This is a genomic window from Martelella endophytica (genome assembly GCF_000960975.1).
GTDB lineage: Bacteria > Pseudomonadota > Alphaproteobacteria > Rhizobiales > Rhizobiaceae > Martelella > Martelella endophytica.
Genome location: NZ_CP010803.1, coordinates 3,249,224 through 3,268,968 on the forward strand (window position 1 = coordinate 3,249,224; position 19,745 = coordinate 3,268,968).

Below are 19,745 nucleotides of genomic sequence, written 5' to 3' on the forward strand. Positions count from 1 at the left end.
ATCTTCCTTCCAAAGCGCCACTTGTTCGCTAACAATTGACAACAAGGCTGCCTCCCAACAGCCATTGCCCGGTTTCTGCCGGGTGTCGGAAAGGAAAAGAACATGACGCAGAACGCGCCAGCAGCGGAAAACGCTGCGTTTCCCGTGTTGCCCCTGCGCGACATCGTGGTCTTCCCCCACATGATCGTCCCGCTCTTCGTCGGTCGCGAGAAATCCATCCGCGCGCTCGAAGAGGTGATGAATGCCGACCGCCAGATCATGCTGGTCACGCAGGTGAATGCGGCCGACGATGATCCGGCTCCGGACGCGCTCTATCGTATCGGCACCATCGCCAATGTGCTGCAGCTGCTGAAACTGCCCGATGGCACCGTCAAGGTGCTGGTCGAAGGCAAGTCGCGCGCTGCTATCGGTGACATTCGTGTCGAGAATGAATTCTACGAAGCCGAAGCCGAAGTGCTTGCCGAGCCCGAAGAGGATGCCGTCGAGATCGAGGCGCTGTCCCGTTCGGTCGTCTCCGAATTCGAGAACTATGTGAAGCTCAACAAGAAGGTTTCGCCTGAAGTCGTTGGCGCTGCCGGCCAGATCGAGGATTACTCGAAGCTTGCCGATACCGTTGCCTCGCATCTCGCGATCAAGCTGACCGAGAAGCAGGAGATGCTGGAAACCACCAGCGTCAAGGAACGCCTTGAAAAGGCGCTCGGCTTCATGGAAGGCGAGATCTCGGTCCTTCAGGTCGAGAAGCGCATCCGCACCCGCGTCAAGCGACAGATGGAGAAGACCCAGCGCGAGTACTACCTGAATGAGCAGATGAAGGCCATTCAGAAGGAGCTCGGCGAGAGCGAGGACGGTCGCGACGAAGTCGGTGAACTTGAAGAAAAGATCAAGAAGACCAAGCTTTCCAAGGAAGCCCGCGAAAAGGCTGAGGGCGAGCTGAAGAAGCTGCGCAACATGAGCCCGATGTCGGCAGAAGCGACTGTGGTCCGCAACTATCTCGACTGGATTGTCGGCCTGCCCTGGAACAACAAGTCCAAGGTCAAGCGCGATCTGAAGGCTGCCGAGAAGGTGCTCGAAGAAGATCATTTCGGTCTCGAAAAGGTCAAGGACCGTGTGGTCGAATACCTCGCCGTCCAGGCCCGCGCCAAGAAGCTGAAAGGCCCGATCCTGTGCCTCGTCGGCCCGCCCGGCGTCGGCAAGACCTCGCTTGCCCAGTCGATTGCCAAGGCAACCGGCCGTGAGTACGTGCGCATGGCGCTCGGTGGCGTCCGTGACGAGTCCGAGATCCGCGGTCATCGCCGGACCTATATCGGTTCGATGCCCGGCAAGATCATCCAGTCGATGAAGAAGGTGGGCAAGAACAACCCGCTCTTCCTGCTCGACGAGATCGACAAGATGGGCGCCGATTTCCGCGGCGATCCGTCCTCGGCTCTGCTTGAGGTGCTGGACCCGGAACAGAATTCGACCTTCATGGACCACTACCTGGAAGTCGAATACGACCTGTCCAACGTGATGTTCATCACCACGGCGAACACGCTCGACATTCCGGGCCCGCTGATGGACCGCATGGAGATCATTCGCATTGCCGGCTACACCGAAGAGGAAAAGCTGGAGATCGCGAAGCGTCACCTGCTGCCGAAGGCGATCCGCGAACACGCACTGAAGTCCGAGGAGTTCTCGGTTGATGATGCGGCGATCACGCGGGTCATCCAGCAGTACACCCGCGAAGCGGGCGTGCGCAGCCTCGAGCGCGAGCTGATGAAGCTTGCCCGCAAGGCCGTCACCGAGATCGTCAAGGGCGACAAGACGGAAGTCCATATCACTGCCGATAATCTTGAGGATTATCTCGGTGTCCAGCGGTTCCGCCACGGCGAGGCCGAGGGTGAGGACCAGGTCGGTGTTGTCACCGGTCTTGCCTGGACGGAAGTCGGCGGTGAGCTGCTGACGATCGAAGGCGTGATGATGCCCGGCAAGGGTCGCATGACGGTCACCGGCAACCTGCGCGACGTGATGAAGGAATCGATTTCGGCAGCGGCCTCCTATGTCCGCTCGCGCGCCGTCGACTTCGGCATCAAGCCGCCTATGTTCGACAAGAACGACATTCACGTCCATGTGCCGGAAGGGGCGACCCCGAAGGACGGACCGTCTGCAGGTGTCGCGATGGCGACCGCGATCGTCTCGGTAATGACCGGTATTCCGGTCGACAAGAGCGTGGCGATGACGGGTGAGATCACCCTTCGCGGCCGGGTTCTGCCGATCGGTGGTTTGAAGGAGAAGCTGCTTGCGGCTCTTCGTGGCGGCATCAAGAAGGTGCTGATCCCGGAAGAGAACGCCAAGGACCTTCCCGACATTCCGGACAACGTCAAGAACGGCCTGGAAATCATCCCGGTTTCGCGCATGGGTGAGGTTCTGCAGCACGCCTTGCTGGAGGTGCCGCAGCCGATCGAATGGGATCCCGCGGCTGAAAACGTGGCGATTTCCACCGACGACAAGGATGCCGACTCGGGCAAGACAATGGCTCACTAACGCCGAAAAATAGCCACTTTTCCGGGGCTCCTGTGGAAAAGAAGCCTTGAAGGCCGGTCTCTGACCGGCCTTTCTTCACAAATCGTCGTATTGCTATTGCAATTCGTTGAAACGCAGGGCTTTTGAATTGCTGGCGGGTCCCGGTGTTGATTATCTGAGCCCGACTGAACCGAGATTCGTTTCGAACCATTTGAGAAAGGGTGGAAACATGAACAAGAGTGAACTCGTAGCCTCCGTCGCTGAAAAGGCTGGCCTGTCGAAGACCGACGCCGCTTCCGCTGTCGACGCTGTTTTTGATGCCGTCCAGGGCGAACTGAAGAATGGCGGCGAAGTCCGCCTCGCCGGTTTCGGCGCCTTCACCGTTTCGCACAGCGCAGCTCGCAAGGGCCGCAACCCGTCGACGGGCGCTGAGGTCGATATCCCGGCCCGTAACGTTCCGAAGTTCACGGCCGGCAAAGGCCTCAAGGAAGCTTGCAACTCGTAAGTTCCGCCGCTTTCCTAAGCGACAAGACCCGGGGCATTGCTCCGGGTTTTTTTGTGCGCGTTTCGTTGACGCTCAGTAACCATTCCACTCCGGCGAAACCACTTGCCGTTTCACCGGCGCTCGACTAACTGATGGGTATTGGTGCCGGATATCTTTCCGGCAGGTTCTCGGGGCGGGGCGAAATTCCCCACCGGCGGTAAGCGCGGTTTGTGCGCAAGCCCGCGAGCGCCCGGTTCGCAAGGACCGGGGTCAGCAGATCCGGTGCAACTCCGGAGCCGACGGTTAGAGTCCGGATGAAAGAGAACAGTCGAGCATGGCAGCGGCGCTGGCGCCGATTGCTGGCCCGTCGCGTCGTCCCGTCCACACTGCCTCCGGGTGAGGCGAGAAAGGTTCGAGACGGTCATGAACGCGACACTTCGCCGTTCCCCAGCCCTTGTCGGGGCGTTCTGGATGGTGCTTGCCGGTGTGGTCTATACGGCCGGCAACATTCTCATTCAGCAGATCACCATGAACATGGGCTTTGCCGCGTCTTCGGTTGCCTTCTGGCAATATGGCATCGCGCTCCTGTTTTCACTGCCCTATCTGTTCCGCACCGGGCTGAAGGTTATGCGCACGGAGCATCCGTGGCGCCATGTCATCCGGGTGGCGCTTTCGGCACTTGGCGTTCAGGCCTGGGCGATCGGCCTTGCCTCGGTTCCGATCAGCCAGGCCATTGCGCTGGTCATGACCTCGCCGTTCTTCATCATTGTCGGCGCGAAGCTTTTCCTCAATGAACGCGTCGGCGCCTCGCGTTGGATCGCGACGGCGGTGGGCTTTACCGGCGCCGTGCTCATCCTCCAGCCGTGGTCCGAGGCCTTTACCTGGGCGGCGCTGCTGCCGGTCGCTTCGGCACTTCTGTGGGGGGGAACCTCGCTGATCACCAAGAACCTGACCGCCGACGAAGCGCCGGAATCGATCACCGTTTGGCTGCTGATGCTGCTGACGCCGATCAACCTTCTGGTCGCCATCGGCGGTGGCTTCGCCGTGCCGACCGGGGACATGCTGTGGGTCATGATCGCGCTCGGCCTGGTGACCGTCCTCGCGCAGTATTTCCTCACGCTTGCCTATTCATCCGCCGATGCCGCCTATGTGCAGCCCTTCGACGACCTGAAGCTACCGCTCAACGTTCTCGGAGGCTGGCTGGTGTTCGGCTATGCGCCGGACAGCTTGTTCTGGGTGGGCGGCGTGATGATCCTCGGCGCTTCGCTTTCGATCATGCTGATCGAGCGGCGGCGCGAGGCCTGAGGGAGGAGCCCTGCCGGCACAATCAGCCCGTGTTTTATGGCCCAAAGCCCGCCGCTACCGATCTCCCCCTTAAGGGGGGAGATTATTTGGTCCGAGATACACCTACCAGCGCTGATGCACATGCGGAGCGATGCGGGAGCGATAGAGCTCTTCCATCGCCGCCATCACGTCGGCGCCGATGACCGGAAGATCGGAAGCCGCTGCGTTGCCCTTTGCCTGCTCGGCATTGCGCGCACCCGGAATGGCGACGGTGACAGCCTCGTTCATCAGGATCCAGCGTAGCGCAAAAGCGGCCATGCTTTCGCCACCCGGCACATGCTTGCGCACTTCCTCGACGGCATCGAGCGCGATCTCGAACGGCACGCCGGCAAAGGTCTCGCCGACATCGAAGGCGTCGCCATTGCGGTTGAAGTTGCGATGGTCATCCTTGGCGAAGGCGGTGTTGCGGGTGATCTTGCCCGATAGCAGCCCGCTTGCCAGCGGCACGCGCACGATGACGGCGACGTTCTTCTTCTTTGCCTCCGGCAGGAACAGCGAGGCCGGGCGCTGGCGGAAGATGTTGTAGATGATCTGGACGCTGGCAACGCCCGGAAACTCGATCGCCTTCAGCGCTTCCTCGACCTTCTCGACGCTGACGCCGTAATTGGCGATCTTGCCCTTGGCCTTGATCGCGTCGAGCGCTTCGAACACGTCAGGCCGGTAGAAGGCTTCCGTCGGCGGGCAATGGAGCTGCACCAGATCGAGCCGTTCCATCTTCAGGTTCTTCAGGCTGCGATCGATAAAGCCTTCCAGGTTCTCGCGGTTATAGCCCTCCGCCGTATGCGGGTTGAGACGGCGCCCGGCCTTGGTCGCCACGAAAGGGCGTTGGCCGCCACGGCTGGCCAGCACATCGGCGATGATCTTTTCCGAGCGGCCGTCGCCATAGACATCGGCGGTGTCGATGAAGTTGATGCCGGCATCAAGTGCCGCGTTCAGCGCGGCGCGGCCGTCCTCCTCGGTGACCGATCCCCAGGACCCGCCGATCTGCCAGGCGCCGAAGCCGATGTTCGATACGGGCCGCCCCGTGCGGCCGAAATTGTGATAATGCATGTGTTCCTCCGGTAGAATCGTCGCTGGAAAGCAAAGCGCCGCTTATGGCGCTTTTGACTTGAAATAGCGTCCGGAGTTCTTTTACCCGTCGAAGGCCGATGGGAAAACAGGGAAACGTGATCCGTGTCCAGCTTCCGCTTCATCCATGCTGCCGATCTGCACCTTGGAAGCCCGCTTTCGGGCCTCCGGCTGAAGGACAAGCGTATTGCCGAGCGTTTTGCCGCGGCCGGGCGTGATGCCTTCACGGCGCTGATAGACCGGGCGCTTTCGCTTGAGGTGGATTTCCTGGTGATTGCCGGTGACGTCTATGACGGCGCCTGGAAGGACAACCATATCGGCCTGTTCTTCAACCGCGAGATCGCCCGGCTCGCCCGCGCCGGCATCCCGGTCTACTTCCTGCGCGGCAATCACGACGCCGAGAGCATCGTCACCCGCACCATTGCGATGCCCGACGACGTGCACGAGTTCTCGACCCGCAAGCCCGAAACCTTCGTCATCGACCATCTGAAGGTGGCGCTGCATGGCCAGGGCTTTGCCGAGCGCGTGGCGAACGACAATCTGGCGCTTGCCTATCCGCCCGCCGTGCCCGGCCATTTCAACATTGGCGTGCTGCACACCTCGCTCTCCGGCCGGCCGCCGCATGCCGTCTATGCACCCTGCACCCCGGCGGATCTTGCCTCGCGCGGCTATGACTACTGGGCGCTTGGCCATGTCCACAGCTTCGAGGAAGTCTCCGCCGATCCGCTGACGATCTTTCCCGGCAACCTGCAGGGCCGCAATATCCGCGAGACGGGTGAAAAGGGTGCAGTGCTGGTGACGGTCGAGGAGGGCAGGGCGCGCTACGAGCGGCTTTCGCTCGACTGCGCCCGCTTCGAGGCCGTGACCGTTACAGTGACGCCGGACATGCAGGATGGCGACATCCTCTCCGCGGTCGAGCACAGGGTCGAGGAATTCGCTGAGGCGGCCGACGAACGTCCGCTGGCGTTGCGGTTAAGCCTTTCGGGGCGTCACGATGGATCGGCGCGGCTGCAATCGGCGCGCGGCGAGTGGCATGACGACCTGCAGGCGGCTCTGCAGCGCGTTCATGCCGAGCTCTGGCTGGAGAAGCTGGTCCTCGACCTCCTGCCGCCCGATGATGCGCCACGGCCGGTGCAGGACGAAACCACGCTCGATATCGAGCGCATGATCGACGCCATCGCCGGCGAACCCGAGATTGGCGAGGCGCTTGATGCGCTGATCGAGGAGATTGCCAAAAAGCTGCCCGGTGGCGCTGCGGCCGAAGCCGAGCCGCTGGGCGACAGTGCATCCGCTCTTCTGGCCGAAGCCCGGGCCATTCTCGGCGCTCGCCTTTCTGCGGAGAACTGACGATATGCGTTTTCTCTCGCTCGACCTGATCCGCTACGGGCATTTCACCGATCGCTCCATCCTCTTCCGGCCGGAAGCCGGGCTGCATATCGTCTACGGCCCGAACGAGGCCGGCAAATCGTCGGCGCTGTCCGCCTTTTCCGACTTGCTCTTCGGCTTTCCCGATCGCGATGTCGGCTTCGATTTCCTGCATGAGGCGCGCGATCTGCGCATCGGCGCCGAAATCGCGGCGCGATCCGGCGCCCGGCTGTCCTTTCGCCGCCGCAAGGGACGGAAGAATACCCTGCTGGAGGGAGCCGCCGAGACGGCGCTGAATGACGACGCCTTGGCGGCCTTTCTCGGCAGTCTGGAGCGGCCGGTCTTCGAACGCGCCTTTGGGCTCGATTCGGAGCGGCTGCGCGCCGGGGCTGACGAGATGCTCGCCGATGGTGGCGAGATCGGGCAGATGCTGTTCTCCGCCGCCTCTGGGCTCACCGGGCTAAGGATCGCAAGCGAAAGGCTCGCCGCCGATGCCGATGCGATCTACGCGCCGCGCCGCTCGCAAACCCGCAGCTTTTACCAGGCGCTCGACCGTCACGACGAGGCCCGCAAGGCCGAACGCGCGCTTGAACTCAACGCCAGCGACTGGAAGGCGCTGCTGAAGGAAGAGCGCGAGATCGATGAGGAAATCGACACCGTTCAGGATCGCTGCCGCAAGCGCGCCGCCCGGATTGCGGAGCTCGAACGGTTGCAGCGCCTGCGCGGCCTCGTCCTCGAGATCGACCGTCATGTCGCGGCCTTGGCCGAACTGGAAGATGTCGCCAGTGTTGCCGATGAAACCGGACTGGCGCTGGAGACGCTGGAGGCGGACCGGCAGCGGCTTCAGGCAACGATCGCGGAAAAGGGCGGGCGCCTTGGCGGCCTCAGGCGGGACCTTGAGGCGCTGAAGGTCGATGACGCACTTCTGGAAAGGCGCGGCGATGTCAGCCGCCTCGGCGTCGAGAGCGGGCTTTATGCGCAGGCTGTCGAGGCATTGCCGGCGCGCCGGCTGGCACGCGATGACGCCATGGCAGAGCTTGCCGGCTATGCGGCTCAACTGGGGCTCTCATCGGTCGAAGAGCTCGAAAGCAGCAGCCCGAACGCGATGCTGCGGGCAGAGCTCGAGCAGCTTGTCGAGGAAGGCGGCGCGCTTGCGCGTGAAAAAGCGGCGGCTGAGAAGGCTTTGGCCGAAGGCCGGCAGGCCCTGTCAGCGTTGGAGGGGGACCGCGGCGAAGGTCATCTTGTCGACCCGACACCCCTGCGCCGGCGTTACGAGGCGCTGCGCCCCGATATCCTCAGCCTCGAGGAGATGGAGGCCCTGGAAACCGAGATCTCGCGGCGGGAGCGGTCGCTTGGCGCTTCCGCGGCCGGGCTCAGGCCCGCCATCGTCGATATTTTCGCGCTCTCGCAGGCCGAGCTGCCAAACCAGGCAGAGTTGCGCAGGCACCGCGATGCCGTGGCCTCTGCACGCAAGGCTGACGGCGACAGCGCCCGCGCCCTGACCGAGCTCATGGACGAGGAGGCGCGGCTCAGCACGCAGCTTGCCACGGAGGGCGAGCGCGGTCCCGTGCCGACCCGTGCGGCAATCGTTGCGGCACGAACCCGCCGCGACGGGCTGTTTCGCGCCTTTGCCGAGGGGGCGTCGGCGGCGCAATCTTACATCAACGCGGTCGAGGAGGCCGACCGGCTTGCCGACGGCGCGCTGGATGACGCCGAACGGGTCGCCCGCCTCGGCGAAATCGTGAAACGGCTGACGCAGACGCAGGGGAGCCGAGAAACGATGGCCCTGCGCCGCGACGAAGCCGCTGCGGCACTGGAGCGTGCCACCGCCGATTACCGTGGTTTGTTTTCGCGGCTTGCGATCGCGCCCGCCGAGCCGGACGAGATGATCGAATGGCTGCGCGCCGTCGAAACCCTTTTCGTCGAACGAGAGGCGGTGCAATCGCTTCGGGACAAGCATGGCGCCGCCTTGCGCAGGCGGGACGAGCTGCTGCCGGCGCTGAGGGCACTTGCCCGGGATCTCGGCATCGACGCCGAACTCCCGGCTCTGGCGCTTTGCCGCCAGATCGGGACGGCGCTCGACAGGCTCTCAGAACGCTGGGCAGGCGCGCGCGAGCGCGAAGGCCAGCGCGCAGCGGCAAGGCAGGCAATCGAGGCGAGGGTTTCCGAGCTCGCCGTGCTGGAGACGCGCAAAGCCGAGTTTCAGAAGCGGTACACGGTGGCACTCGGCCGCTTCGGCCTTGCACCCGATACCGGTCTCGCCGCGGCCCGCGCCGCACTCGCGCTGCGGGAACGCGTGCCGCCGCTCCTTGCCTCCCGCGAACGGCTGTCGCGCGAGACGGCGGCCGACGAAGCGCGGATTGCGCGGTTCGAGGACGATGCGCGTGCATTGGCCGAGACGGTGGCGCCGGAAATGGCGGCAGACGCGCCGGCCGAAATCATCCGTCGCCTTGCCGAGCGCGTCGAAATTCACGCAACGCGCGCCACCCGTCGCGAAACGCTGGAAGAGAATGCCGCCGTCCTGCAGCGCGAGATCGATGCGCTCGGGGTGGGGCAGGAAAACTGCGAGGCCCGCATCGGCGAGATCGCCGCAAGCTTGCCCGAGGGCGTCAGTATTGCCGGGCTCGCCGAAAGGCTGAAGATGCGGGCGGGGCTGCGCCAGGAGCTTCGCGAGGCGCGCCGGCGCTTTGACGAGGGCAGCGATGGTGCGGACGAGGCCGAGACCCGCGCGCTCGCGGCGGGGCTCGATATCGCCGCCTGCCGGCAGGAACTCGAAACCCTCGGCTCCGATCAGGCCGACGATAACGAAGCATTCGAGACGCTGCGTGAGCGACGGCTGGGCTGCAGGCACCGCAAGGAGGCCATGGGGCAGGGGCAGAGCGCCGAGGCCGCGGCCTTCGAGCGGGTTTCCGCCGAGGCCGAAGCGCGCGATCTCGCTCGCGAATGGGTGGTGCTGAAACTTGCCGGCCGGCTGCTCGACAGTGCGCTCGATCGCTATCGCGAGGGCCGCGCCGATCCTATCCTTGCAGCCGCCGGCCGGCATTTCCGCGCGCTGACGCGCGGCGCCTTCGACGGGCTGACGCAGGCTTACGGCGAACAGGATACGCTGGTGCTCTCGGCGCTGCGCGCTGGCGGCGAGGAGGTTCCGGTCGGTGGCCTCAGCGATGGCACCCGTGACCAGCTCTACCTCGCCCTCAGGCTCGCCTTCCTCGAAGACTATGCGAGCCGCAACGAGCCGGCGCCGCTGATTGTCGACGACATCTTCCAGACCTTCGACGACGACCGCAGCGCTGCCGGCCTGAAGGCGCTCTCGGCGCTCGGCCGCATTCAGACGATCCTCTTCACCCATGAGGCAAGTGTCGTCGAGATCGCGCAGCGGGAACTGGCAGGGCAGGCGGACATCATCAGACTGGAGCGCTGACAGGCTTAGTTCGGCGTGTCTTCGTCTTCCTGCTTGCCGGTATGCATGCGCCGGCTGCGATGCTCGACCTTATGCAGCAGGAAGAGCACGACGAGGCCGAGGATCGAGGCGAAGATGCCGAGGCTCCAGAGCCCGAGACCGATCGTCAGGCCGATGGCGCCGGAAAGCCAGAGCCCGGCGCCCGTCGTCAGGCCCTTCACGGTACCCTTCTGAAAGAACACGATGCCGGCCGCCAGGAACGCCACACCCTCCGTGATCGACTGGATGACGCGTGTCGGGTCGATCCTGAGGACGTCGGAGTGACCGGACAGCAGGTCCGGCACCTGCGTCGATACGATGACGAAGAGGGCAGCGGAGAGACTGACGAGGATATGGGTCCTGAGGCCTGCCGAATGATGCTGCAACTCGCGCTCGAGCCCGATCAGCCCGCCGAACACAGACGCACCGATCAGTCTCACGAACATCGTCAGATGGTCATGGGAGAACGCGGTTGCGAATGGCTCGGACAGACCGTCCATCATTCGGGGCCTCAGCTTTTGAGGGCGGCCAGGATCTTCTCGGCATTGGCCTTCAGCACATCCATGTCTTCCATCTGGCCGCTGTGACGCTTCAGCTCGACGCCCTCGTGGCGCGGCACGACGTGGAAATGCAGGTGGAATACGGTCTGCCCGGCCGCCGGTTCGTTGAACTGGGCAATGTAGACGCCATCGGCATCGAAGGCGGCTTTCACCGCGCGCGCCATCTTCTGCACGATCGGCAGGGCTTTCGACAGCACCGCAGGATCGGCATCGAGGAGGTTGCGGGAGGGGGCGCGGGGGATGACCAGCACATGGCCGGGAGCCTGCGGCATGACATCCATCACGGCAATCGCATCGTCATCCTCATAAAGGCGGATCGACGGGATTTCGCCGCGCAGGATCTTCGCGAAGATGTTGCTGTCGTCATAGTCTGCCATGGGTCATTCCTCCTCGGCGGGTTTGCCGCCGGACTTCTTGTAGGGGCCGTGATCGGTGAGAATATCATTGAAATGTGCGACGTCTTCGCGCTCGTGCTCCAGAAACTCCGCGATCGCCTGCTTCAGACCCTCGTGTGCAATATAGTGCGCGGAATGGGTCGTGACAGGGAGATAGCCGCGGGCGAGCTTGTGCTCCCCTTGAGCGCCGGCCTCGACCCGTTTCAGATTATGGGCGATGGCATAGTCGATGGCCTGATGGTAGCAGACCTCGAAATGCAGGAAACGGTGATCCTCGATGCAGCCCCAGTGGCGGCCGTAAAGCGCGTCGGAACCGATGAAGTTGATGGCGCCGGCGATATAGCGACCTTCGCGCTTTGCCATCACCAGCAGGATGTCCTTCGCCATGCGTTCGCCGATCAGCGAGTAGAATTCCCGCGTCAGGTAGGGCCGGCCCCATTTGCGGCTGCCTGTATCCATGTAGAAGGTGAAGAACTGGTCCCAGATGTCTTCGGTGAGGTCATCACCGGTCAGCCAGTCGATCTCGATGCCGTTTTCAAGTGCCGTCCGACGCTCCTTCTTCAGGGCCTTGCGCTTGCGTGAGGCCAGCGTGTCGAGGAAGGCGTCGTAGCTGTCATAGACGGCGTTGAGGAAATGGAACTGCTGGTCGGTGCGGTGGAGATAACCGGCCGCCTCGAAGGTTTCGATCTCCCGCTCGGGCACGAAGGTCACGTGGGTGGACGAAACGCCGAGACGGTCGTTGACGGTCTGCAGTCCCTCGGCGAGCACCTTGGCGACCGTTTCGCGGTCATAGCCCTCGCGGACCAGAAGATGCGGCGCCGTTGCCGGAGTAAATGGCACCGATGCCTGGAGCTTCGGATAGTATCGTCCGCCAGCGCGCTCGAAAGCATCCGCCCAGCCGTGGTCGAAGACGTATTCGCCCTGGCTGTGGTTCTTCAGGTAGCAGGGGATGGCACCGATGAGGCGGCCCTCTTCGGTTTCCAGCAGCAGGTGGTGGCCGAGCCAGCCGGTATCCGCCGTCGCCGATCCCGATTCTTCCAGCGCCGAGAGGTAGGCATGCGACAGGAACGGGCTGTAGAAGCCGTCGCCCGAAAGCGACGGCATGGTTGCGGAGAGCTTGTCCCATTCTTCGCGTGTGATGTTCGCGAAGCTGTTTTCAATGCGGATTTGCAGGTTTTCGCTCAAGAAAATCGTCCAGATCAGGCTATGCCGACCGCGGGTCGAACCCCTCGAACGTCATCTGGTCGCCATGCCGGTTTGAAATCTCCCGGGCCTCAGCGTCGCGTATGGTCCAGGTAATGACCGGAATGCCCTTGTCGCGCAGGCCGGTGGTGAAGTCGTTGGGCAGATGTTGGTAATAATAGGAGACAAAATCAAGCCCGAGCGCCATCGCGGCCTCGTGTTCATCGAAATTTTCCGCACCCTCTGCAGTCAGTCCGACCGGAACGGTGGCGCCGGCAGCCTTGAGTTCTGCCAGCAGGTCGGAATTGAAGCTCATCAGGGCGAGGGGGCCGTCATAGCCGGCAATGGCATCAAGCACGGCGGGTACGAAGCGCGGATCGGGTGCTGCACCACGCTTCAGTTCGACAACCAGCGGAACCTTGCCGTCGGTGGCGGCGAGCAGGGCAGAGAGACGCGGAATTTTCGCGTCCGCGCCGCCGATGGCGATCGCATCGGTCTCCGCCGCCGTCAGGGCCTCGATGGTATCGCCGCGACCGGCGAGGCGTTGAAGATCGTCGTCGTGGAAGATCACGGGAATGCCGTCACGTGTCAGCCGGACATCGCATTCGATGGCAAAACCGGCCGCAATCGCAGCCTCGAAGGCCGGCATGGTGTTTTCGAAGACGGCTTTCTTCGGGTCATGATAGCCGCGATGCGCAATCGGCGCAGAGGTGAGCCACATCATGCGATCTCCAGCACGGCATCGATTTCGACCGCGGCGTTCAGCGGCAAGGATGCCATGCCGACGGCGGCGCGTGCATGGCGGCCGGCCTCGCCGAAGACCTCGGCGAAGAGATCCGAGGCGCCGTTGATGACAAGGTGCTGGCTGGTGAAATCCGGCGTGGATGCGACGAAGCCGTTGATCTTGATGATGCGGCGCACGCGGCCGAGATCGCCGCCAAGCGCCGCATTGGCCTGGGCAATGATATTGACCGCGCAGGCACGCGCCGCCCGTACGCCATCTTCGAGCGAAACCGTGTCGCCGAGCCGTCCCTCGGCAATGAGCTTGCCGCTCTCGGTCGGCAACTGGCCGGAGACATGGAGCATGTTACCGGAAATGACGTAGGGCAGGTAATTCGCGGCAGGCGCGGCGGCTTCCGGCAGGGTGATGCCAAGCGACTGTAGCTTTTGGGTGATAGTGGCCGACATGAAAAACTCCGGCAGATGAAATAACATCGTGAAACAATTGGCAGTGCCGAGCCTTTTCTATACCATCGTCTCTCAAAACCAAGGGGAATATGGCGATGCGGACAATTGCTGCGACAGGTATATGTGTTGTGTTGATGGCGGGGAGTGCTGCGGCGGCGGGCGTATCGCTCGCACCGCACCAGGCGATCTACGATCTGTCCCTCGGCTGGGCGTCCGGCAATTCGGGGATCGAGGCGCTGGACGGTCGTTTCGTCTATTCCTTCACCGGTGGCGACTGTTCCGGATACAGCACGGACATGCGAATGGTGACCGACATCACGCGCGAGGATGGCTCGCTGATGACCGATCAGTCCTCGTCGAGCTACGAGGACCTTGCCGAAGGCTCCTTCGCCTTCTCCAATACGCTCTATTCCGATTTCGCCCTGCAATCCCAGACCAATGGCGAGGCGCTGCGGAAGGCCTCTGATGTCATCGACGTGACGCTTGGCGGCGATCAGCCGACATCGGTCGAGCTCAAGAAGGCCGAGTTCCCGACGGAGTATCTTGCCCATGTCATTCGCGCGGCCGACCACGGCAAGCGCGTCTATGCCTCGATCTCCTTCGATGGCTCGGGCGAAAAGGCGATGCGGGCGGTGACGCTGATCGGGGATGCGGGTGTCATCAGAAACCCTGCCGAAGGCGAGAAGGCCGCACGCAACTGGCCGATCACCACGGCCTATTACGATCTCGATGCAGGCGCCGGCGACCAGACGCCATCCTATACCGTTTCCATGGTGCTGAGCGAGGATGGCGTGAGCCGCGATCTGATGATGGATTTCGGGGACTTCAAGATTGCCGGCACGCTGACCAGTCTGAAGATGCTCAAGGCCGCGCCGTGTGGCGACCGCGCTTCGACTGCATCGTCGGCGCCCTAAGTCTCAAAACGCCACAATTCGCCGGCGCCTCTTGCAATTCGCGCTGAAACAGGCTATCGCGCCGGCATTCCACACGCAGGTCATGGGGCGTTCCGGGAGAAATCCGGGCCGTTCCGCCGGTGTCAGGCGATTGTTCGTCTGGTCTCAGGCCTGCGGAGGTTCAACCGGAAAAGGAAGAAAAAGCATGGCACTGCCAGACTTTACCATGCGCCAGCTGCTTGAAGCAGGCGTACATTTTGGTCACCAGACCCACCGCTGGAACCCGAAGATGAAGCCTTACATCTTCGGCGACCGCAACAACATCCACATCATCGACCTCGCCCAGACGGTACCGATGCTGTCGCGTGCCCTTCAGGTCGTTTCCGACACCGTGGCCCGCAACGGCCGCGTGCTGATGGTCGGCACCAAGCGTCAGGCCTCCGAGATCGTAGCCGAATCGGCACAGCGCTCGGCGCAGTACTACGTCAACTCGCGTTGGCTCGGCGGTATGCTCACCAACTGGCGCACGATCTCGAACTCGATCCAGCGCCTGCGCAAGCTCGACGAGATCCTCGCCAACGAAGCTCAGGGTTTCACCAAGAAGGAACGCCTGAACCTCGACCGTGAGCGCGAAAAGCTCGACCGTGCGCTGGGCGGTATCCGCGACATGGGCGGCGTTCCGGACCTGATCTTCATCATCGACACCAACAAGGAAAAGATTGCCATCGAAGAGGCCAAGCGCCTTGGCATTCCGGTTGTCGCTGTCGTTGACTCGAACTGCGATCCGGATGAAGTCGATTACCCGATCCCCGGCAATGACGACGCTTCGCGCGCCATCTCGCTTTACTGCGACCTGATCTCGCGCGCCGCCATCGACGGCATTGCACGCCAGCAGGGCGCTGCCGGCATCGACCTCGGCGCCGTTGACGCGCCGGTCGAAACGGCCCTCGAAGAGGAAGCCCCGGCTGAGGAAGCTGCTGCTGAGGGAACCTCCTCGGAAGAAGCCTCCAAGTAAGAGATGCGCCGTGGTTTGAACCGCGGCGTCATCATCCCTATCTCTGCACGAATGGCGCGGCGCTTTTTTGAGGCGCCGCGTGGACTATGAAGACCTCTTGTCGGTCTCGCGCCTGCTAGTGCGTTTGATGCGTTCCGGTTCTGCCGGAGGCGCAGTCGACCAACAGCAAGGCGCGACAGGCGAGGGGAGGCCGCCCGACGGGTGGCCGCGGGGTTCATACCCCTGTTATGTTACGGGTACAATGCGTTGCCCAAATCAGGCGCCGACAAGCGCTGCCAGCGAATGGACGAGAGGCAAGTTATGAGCACGATTACGGCTGCAATGGTGAAGGAACTGCGCGAGAAGAGCGGCGCAGGCATGATGGACTGCAAGAAGGCGCTGGCCGAAACCGACGGCGACATGGAAGCTGCCATCGACTGGCTGCGCGCCAAGGGCATCTCCAAGGCTGACAAGAAGTCCGGCCGCACGGCTGCCGAAGGTCTCATCGGCATCGCCGAAGCCGGCACGGAAGCCGTCGTCATCGAAGTCAACTCCGAAACCGATTTCGTTGCCCGCAACGAAGCCTTCCAGGAAATGGTTTCGGGTGTCGCCAGTGTTGCGCTTTCCACCGACGGTTCGGTCGAGGCTATTTCGGCAGCGACCTACCCGAAGACCGGCAAATCGGTCGAGGACAGCATCAAGGACGCGATCGGCACGATCGGCGAAAACATGACGCTGCGCCGCGCCGCCAAGCTTTCGGTCGGTTCGGGCGTTGTCGCGACCTACGTCCACAACGCGGTTGCCGACGGTCTTGGCAAGCTCGGCGTGCTGGTCGCACTGGAATCGGACGGTGACAAGGAAGCCCTGAACGCCATCGGTCGTCAGGTCGCCATGCACGTTGCCGCGACCAACCCGCTTGCCGTTCGCGCCGACGAAGTCGACAAGGACATCGCAGACCGCGAGCGTCACGTCTTCCTCGAGCAGGCGAAGGAATCCGGCAAGCCGGCCGAGATCGCCGAGAAGATGGTCGAAGGCCGCATGCGCAAGTTCTTCCAGGAAGTCGCGCTGCTGTCGCAGGCTTTCGTCATCAACCCCGACCTGACTGTCGAACAGGCCGTCAAGGAAGCCGAAAAGGCTGCCGGCGCGCCGATCAAGGTCGTCGCCATCGCCCGTCTCGCCCTTGGTGAAGGCGTCGAGAAGGAAGAAAGCGACTTTGCCGCTGAAGTTGCCGCCACGGCACGCGGCTGATCGGCCGAGCCTGTTAAAAACGAGGGCGCCGCGTGACAACGCGGCGCCCTTCGTGTATCCGGACTTCATTGCTTTCAGGAGTTTACGGCTTTGACGAATCCGATTTTCAAACGTGTATTGCTAAAGGTTTCCGGCGAAGCGCTGATGGGCAATCAGGGCTTCGGCATTGACGTGGCGGTGGCAGACCGCATCGCGTCCGATATCGCCGATGTGCGCGCCATGGGTGTGGAGATCGGCATTGTCGTCGGCGGCGGCAATATCTTTCGTGGTGTCGCCGTGGCGTCCAAGGGCGGCGAGCGGGTGACGGGCGACCATATGGGCATGCTCGGAACGGTGATCAACGCACTGGCGCTTGCGACCTCGTTGCGCAAGCTGAATGTCGATACCGTCGTGCTTTCGGCGATCGCCATGCCCGAGATCTGCGAGAGCTTTTCCCAGCGCGCGACGCGCGCCCATCTTGATGCCGGCCGTGTGGTGATCTTTGCCGGGGGCACCGGCAACCCGTTCTTCACCACCGATTCCGCCGCCGCCCTGCGCGCTGCCGAAATCGGCGCGGAAGCGATCTTCAAGGGCACCCAGGTCGACGGCATCTATTCCGCCGACCCCAAGAAGGTGCCGGATGCGACGCGTTTCGACAGCCTGACCCATCACGAGGTGCTGCAGCGTGGCCTGCAGGTCATGGATGTCGCGGCTGTTGCTGTCGCCCGCGAGAACAACATTCCGATCATCGTGTTTTCCATTCACGAGCGTGCCGGGTTCGGCCAGATCATGGCCGGCGCCGGTCGCCGGACGATTGTAACCGAAAGCTAGAAAGTGGCGGGCCGCCTTTGACGGCAGGTCCGCGAAGTGGGAGAATGAAGAAATGAGCGATCCGACCGATTTGAACGATCTGAAACGCCGTATGGAAGGTGCCGTCAACGCATTCGTCGGGGACATTACCTCGCTGCGCACCGGTCGCGCTTCCGCCAACATTCTCGACCCTGTCACGGTCGAGGCCTATGGTTCGCGCGTACCGCTCAACCAAGTTTCCAACATCACCGTGCCAGAATCGCGCATGCTTTCCGTGAACGTCTGGGACAAGCAGATGGTCAATGCGGTCGACCGCGCCATCCGCGAATCGCATCTTGGCCTCAATCCGATCATGGACGGTCAGAACCTGCGCATTCCACTGCCGGAGCTGAACGAAGAGCGTCGCCGATCGCTCGTCAAGGTTGCCCATGAGTATGCCGAAAAGGCGCGTGTGGCGATCCGCCATGTTCGTCGCGACGGCATGGAAGGCCTCAAGAAGGCCGAAAAGGATGGCGATATTTCCCAGGACGACAGCCGTTCGCTCTCCGATGATGTGCAGAAGCTGACGGACACCTCGATTTCGCGTATTGATGACTTGCTTGCGGAGAAAGAAAAAGAAATCATGCAGGTCTAATTTTAGCACCTACTGATTTATTCCGAGAGACCATATGACCAGATTTCCCGATTCTGCCAGGCCGGAACATGTTGCCATCATCATGGATGGCAACGGCCGATGGGCGAAGGGGCGCGGGCTGCGTCGGATTCTGGGCCATCGCAAGGGCGTGGAAGCGGTGCGGCGCACCGTGGATGCCGCCGCTGAATCCGGTATCGGCTACCTGACGATGTTTGCGTTCTCCTCCGAGAACTGGAAGCGTCCGGAAGACGAAGTCAACGATATCATGGACATGATCGCGCTGTTCATTCAGCGTGAACTCGAGAACTACCACCGCAAGAACATGCGGTTCCGCATGATCGGCGAGCGTTCGGGCCTTGGTCCCAAGGTCCTGAACGCGCTCGAAAGCGCCGAGGTGCGCACGCGCGACAATACCGGCCTTACTGTCATCGTCGCCGTCAACTACGGAGCGCGCGCGGAAATTGCGCGGGCAGCGGCGGCATTGGCCCGCGATGCGGCCGCCGGTCTGATCGCGCCGGATGAGATCGACGAGGCGATGCTGTCGGGTCGGCTCGACACGGCCGGCATCCCCGATCCCGATCTGATCATCCGCACCAGCGGTGAACAGCGGCTGTCGAACTTCCTGATGTGGCAGGGGGCCTATTCGGAACTGGTCTTCCTTCCTTGCCTCTGGCCCGACTTTTCCCGCGACATCTTCTTCGAAGCGCTCGACGAATATGCGCGGCGCAGCCGCCGCTTTGGCGGGCTCCTGGAAGAACCGTCGGTTCTGACGGGGTCGTAATGTCGCGTGAATTGAGGCTGCGCATCGTCTCGGGACTGATTCTCGCCATCGTCGTATTGGCGGCAACCTGGGCGGGCGGGCTCGTCTTCGCGCTGTTGTCGATCCTCATTGGGCTGCTGGTCTTCCATGAATGGACGGCGATGGGACGTTCGCATCCGACGGTGGGTGCGGACACGCGCCTGACTTTCCTGACGGCAGCGGGCTGGATCCTGCTTGTGGTCATAGCTGCACTTGTGGCCGCAAAGCTGTTTCTGCCGGCGCTCGCTATCTGCATCCTGGCGCTTCTGGTTGCGTTTGTCGGCTTGAGACAGCCTGCCATTCGGTGGATCGCCGGCGGCGTCTTCTATGCCGGTGCTTCGATGGTTTCGCTTGCCGCCATCAGGGGCGGGGCGGAAGGTGGTCTCTATGCCATGCTGTTTGTCTTCGCCCTGGTGTGGGCAACGGACATCATGGCCTATTTCACCGGGCGTGCCATTGGCGGCCCCAAGCTGGCCCCCTCGATTTCCCCGGGCAAGACATGGTCGGGCGCCATTGGCGGCGCCATATTCGGCGTGCTTGCCGCAATCGGCGTTGTGTTTGGCTTCGGTGGTGTGCCGAACGTCGCCTTCGCATTGCTGGCGCTCCTGCTTTCCGCCGTCAGCCAAATGGGGGATCTGTTCGAATCGGCGCTCAAACGGCGTTCGGGCGTCAAGGATTCCAGTCATCTCATTCCCGGACATGGCGGTGTGATGGACCGCGTTGACGGCCTCGTTGCCGCCGCTTTCCTGCTGTTTGTCGTCGTAGCCGTTGCCGGACTTGCCGATGGCGGCCATAATTCGGAGGTGGGCGACACACTTCGCGCCTGGAGCGGCATTTTTTCCGCTGTCGACGGAGACTGACAAG

At 62.8% G+C, this 19,745-nt stretch carries 18 protein-coding genes and 1 riboswitch; of the genes, 12 read left to right on the forward strand and 6 right to left on the reverse strand.

What is annotated here, in order from left to right:
- Nucleotides 1-102: 102 nt before the first annotated feature.
- The 3 genes from lon to TM49_RS14855 all read left to right on the forward strand — a co-directional run bounded on the left by lon (nucleotide 103) and on the right by TM49_RS14855 (nucleotide 4,288).
- Nucleotides 103-2,520: an endopeptidase La gene (gene lon / locus TM49_RS14845; protein WP_045682389.1), complete on the forward strand. Its 2,418-nt coding sequence runs from the start codon at nucleotides 103-105 to the stop codon at nucleotides 2,518-2,520.
- A 190-nt stretch (nucleotides 2,521-2,710) separates the two neighbouring features.
- Entirely contained in the window at nucleotides 2,711-3,004 is a 294-nt protein-coding gene (locus TM49_RS14850; RefSeq protein WP_319520003.1) for an HU family DNA-binding protein, read from the forward strand.
- Between the two features lie 159 nt (nucleotides 3,005-3,163).
- Nucleotides 3,164-3,313: riboswitch (FMN riboswitch) on the forward strand.
- A 93-nt stretch (nucleotides 3,314-3,406) separates the two neighbouring features.
- Complete coding sequence (locus TM49_RS14855) at nucleotides 3,407-4,288, forward strand: DMT family transporter (protein ID WP_045682394.1); 882 nt, start codon at nucleotides 3,407-3,409, stop codon at nucleotides 4,286-4,288.
- A 102-nt stretch (nucleotides 4,289-4,390) separates the two neighbouring features.
- Here TM49_RS14855 and TM49_RS14860 read toward each other — a convergent pair whose 3' ends face one another.
- Nucleotides 4,391-5,377, reverse strand: coding sequence for an aldo/keto reductase (locus TM49_RS14860; protein ID WP_045682396.1), 987 nt, complete (start codon nucleotides 5,375-5,377; stop codon nucleotides 4,391-4,393).
- Nucleotides 5,378-5,500: 123 nt separating this feature from the next.
- Between TM49_RS14860 and TM49_RS14865 the strand changes: the two genes are divergently transcribed.
- Together TM49_RS14865 and TM49_RS14870 are read left to right on the forward strand one after the other, a co-directional pair.
- Complete coding sequence (locus TM49_RS14865) at nucleotides 5,501-6,742, forward strand: metallophosphoesterase family protein (RefSeq protein ID WP_045682398.1); 1,242 nt, start codon at nucleotides 5,501-5,503, stop codon at nucleotides 6,740-6,742.
- A gap of 4 nt (nucleotides 6,743-6,746) precedes the next feature.
- The gene (locus TM49_RS14870; protein WP_045682400.1) at nucleotides 6,747-10,181 is read left to right on the forward strand and encodes an ATP-binding protein; all 3,435 of its coding nucleotides are present in this window, start codon (nucleotides 6,747-6,749) and stop codon (nucleotides 10,179-10,181) included.
- A gap of 5 nt (nucleotides 10,182-10,186) precedes the next feature.
- Here the strand turns inward: TM49_RS14870 and TM49_RS14875 are convergent, their stop codons facing one another.
- The 5 genes from TM49_RS14875 to TM49_RS14895 are packed head-to-tail and all read right to left on the reverse strand — an operon-like array spanning nucleotide 10,187 to nucleotide 13,524.
- Nucleotides 10,187-10,702, reverse strand: coding sequence for an MgtC/SapB family protein (locus TM49_RS14875; RefSeq protein WP_082074754.1), 516 nt, complete (start codon nucleotides 10,700-10,702; stop codon nucleotides 10,187-10,189).
- Between the two features lie 8 nt (nucleotides 10,703-10,710).
- Nucleotides 10,711-11,136: an HIT family protein gene (locus TM49_RS14880; protein ID WP_045682402.1), complete on the reverse strand. Its 426-nt coding sequence runs from the start codon at nucleotides 11,134-11,136 to the stop codon at nucleotides 10,711-10,713.
- A 3-nt stretch (nucleotides 11,137-11,139) separates the two neighbouring features.
- Nucleotides 11,140-12,339: a GNAT family N-acetyltransferase gene (locus tag TM49_RS14885; RefSeq protein WP_045682404.1), complete on the reverse strand. Its 1,200-nt coding sequence runs from the start codon at nucleotides 12,337-12,339 to the stop codon at nucleotides 11,140-11,142.
- A gap of 19 nt (nucleotides 12,340-12,358) precedes the next feature.
- Nucleotides 12,359-13,060, reverse strand: a complete 702-nt coding sequence (locus tag TM49_RS14890) for a glycerophosphodiester phosphodiesterase family protein (RefSeq protein WP_045682407.1) — start codon at nucleotides 13,058-13,060, stop codon at nucleotides 12,359-12,361.
- Nucleotides 13,057-13,524, reverse strand: a complete 468-nt coding sequence (locus TM49_RS14895; RefSeq protein WP_045685295.1) for a RidA family protein — start codon at nucleotides 13,522-13,524, stop codon at nucleotides 13,057-13,059. Before TM49_RS14895 ends, TM49_RS14890 begins: the two co-directional genes overlap by 4 nt.
- A 134-nt stretch (nucleotides 13,525-13,658) precedes the next feature.
- Between TM49_RS14895 and TM49_RS14900 the strand changes: the two genes are divergently transcribed.
- The 7 genes from TM49_RS14900 (at nucleotide 13,659) to TM49_RS14930 (ending at nucleotide 19,741) form a co-directional block, all read left to right on the forward strand.
- Nucleotides 13,659-14,438, forward strand: a complete 780-nt coding sequence (locus TM49_RS14900; protein ID WP_045682409.1) for an EipB family protein — start codon at nucleotides 13,659-13,661, stop codon at nucleotides 14,436-14,438.
- Between the two features lie 184 nt (nucleotides 14,439-14,622).
- On the forward strand, nucleotides 14,623-15,432 hold the full coding sequence (gene rpsB, locus TM49_RS14905; protein WP_045682410.1) for a 30S ribosomal protein S2: 810 nt from the start codon (nucleotides 14,623-14,625) through the stop codon (nucleotides 15,430-15,432).
- Between the two features lie 300 nt (nucleotides 15,433-15,732).
- Nucleotides 15,733-16,659: a translation elongation factor Ts gene (gene tsf / locus TM49_RS14910; RefSeq protein ID WP_045682412.1), complete on the forward strand. Its 927-nt coding sequence runs from the start codon at nucleotides 15,733-15,735 to the stop codon at nucleotides 16,657-16,659.
- 90 nt (nucleotides 16,660-16,749) lie between these two features.
- Nucleotides 16,750-17,469, forward strand: a complete 720-nt coding sequence (gene pyrH, locus TM49_RS14915) for a UMP kinase (protein ID WP_082074756.1) — start codon at nucleotides 16,750-16,752, stop codon at nucleotides 17,467-17,469.
- A gap of 52 nt (nucleotides 17,470-17,521) precedes the next feature.
- Entirely contained in the window at nucleotides 17,522-18,082 is a 561-nt protein-coding gene (frr, locus tag TM49_RS14920; protein ID WP_045682414.1) for a ribosome recycling factor, read from the forward strand.
- A 34-nt stretch (nucleotides 18,083-18,116) separates the two neighbouring features.
- The gene (locus tag TM49_RS14925; RefSeq protein ID WP_045682416.1) at nucleotides 18,117-18,863 is read left to right on the forward strand and encodes an isoprenyl transferase; all 747 of its coding nucleotides are present in this window, start codon (nucleotides 18,117-18,119) and stop codon (nucleotides 18,861-18,863) included.
- A complete protein-coding gene (locus tag TM49_RS14930) occupies nucleotides 18,863-19,741 on the forward strand; it encodes a phosphatidate cytidylyltransferase (RefSeq protein ID WP_045682418.1) in 879 nt (292 codons plus the stop codon). The genes TM49_RS14925 and TM49_RS14930 overlap by 1 nt, the downstream gene beginning before the upstream one ends.
- Nucleotides 19,742-19,745 lie beyond the last annotated feature (4 nt).

What these genes read in the sequence shown, in the direction of transcription:
- lon (WP_045682389.1), top strand. Translation starts at nt 103, where the DNA reads ATGACGCAGAACGCGCCAGCAGCGGAAAACGCTGCGTTTCCCGTGTTG.
- TM49_RS14855 (WP_045682394.1), top strand. Translation starts at nt 3,407, where the DNA reads ATGAACGCGACACTTCGCCGTTCCCCAGCCCTTGTCGGGGCGTTCTGG.
- TM49_RS14860 (WP_045682396.1), bottom strand. Translation starts at nt 5,377, where the DNA reads ATGCATTATCACAATTTCGGCCGCACGGGGCGGCCCGTATCGAACATC.
- TM49_RS14870 (WP_045682400.1), top strand. Translation starts at nt 6,747, where the DNA reads ATGCGTTTTCTCTCGCTCGACCTGATCCGCTACGGGCATTTCACCGAT.
- TM49_RS14875 (WP_082074754.1), bottom strand. Translation starts at nt 10,702, where the DNA reads ATGATGGACGGTCTGTCCGAGCCATTCGCAACCGCGTTCTCCCATGAC.
- TM49_RS14880 (WP_045682402.1), bottom strand. Translation starts at nt 11,136, where the DNA reads ATGGCAGACTATGACGACAGCAACATCTTCGCGAAGATCCTGCGCGGC.
- TM49_RS14890 (WP_045682407.1), bottom strand. Translation starts at nt 13,060, where the DNA reads ATGATGTGGCTCACCTCTGCGCCGATTGCGCATCGCGGCTATCATGAC.
- TM49_RS14895 (WP_045685295.1), bottom strand. Translation starts at nt 13,524, where the DNA reads ATGTCGGCCACTATCACCCAAAAGCTACAGTCGCTTGGCATCACCCTG.
- TM49_RS14900 (WP_045682409.1), top strand. Translation starts at nt 13,659, where the DNA reads ATGGCGGGGAGTGCTGCGGCGGCGGGCGTATCGCTCGCACCGCACCAG.
- rpsB (WP_045682410.1), top strand. Translation starts at nt 14,623, where the DNA reads ATGGCACTGCCAGACTTTACCATGCGCCAGCTGCTTGAAGCAGGCGTA.
- tsf (WP_045682412.1), top strand. Translation starts at nt 15,733, where the DNA reads ATGAGCACGATTACGGCTGCAATGGTGAAGGAACTGCGCGAGAAGAGC.
- frr (WP_045682414.1), top strand. Translation starts at nt 17,522, where the DNA reads ATGAGCGATCCGACCGATTTGAACGATCTGAAACGCCGTATGGAAGGT.
- TM49_RS14925 (WP_045682416.1), top strand. Translation starts at nt 18,117, where the DNA reads ATGACCAGATTTCCCGATTCTGCCAGGCCGGAACATGTTGCCATCATC.
- TM49_RS14930 (WP_045682418.1), top strand. Translation starts at nt 18,863, where the DNA reads ATGTCGCGTGAATTGAGGCTGCGCATCGTCTCGGGACTGATTCTCGCC.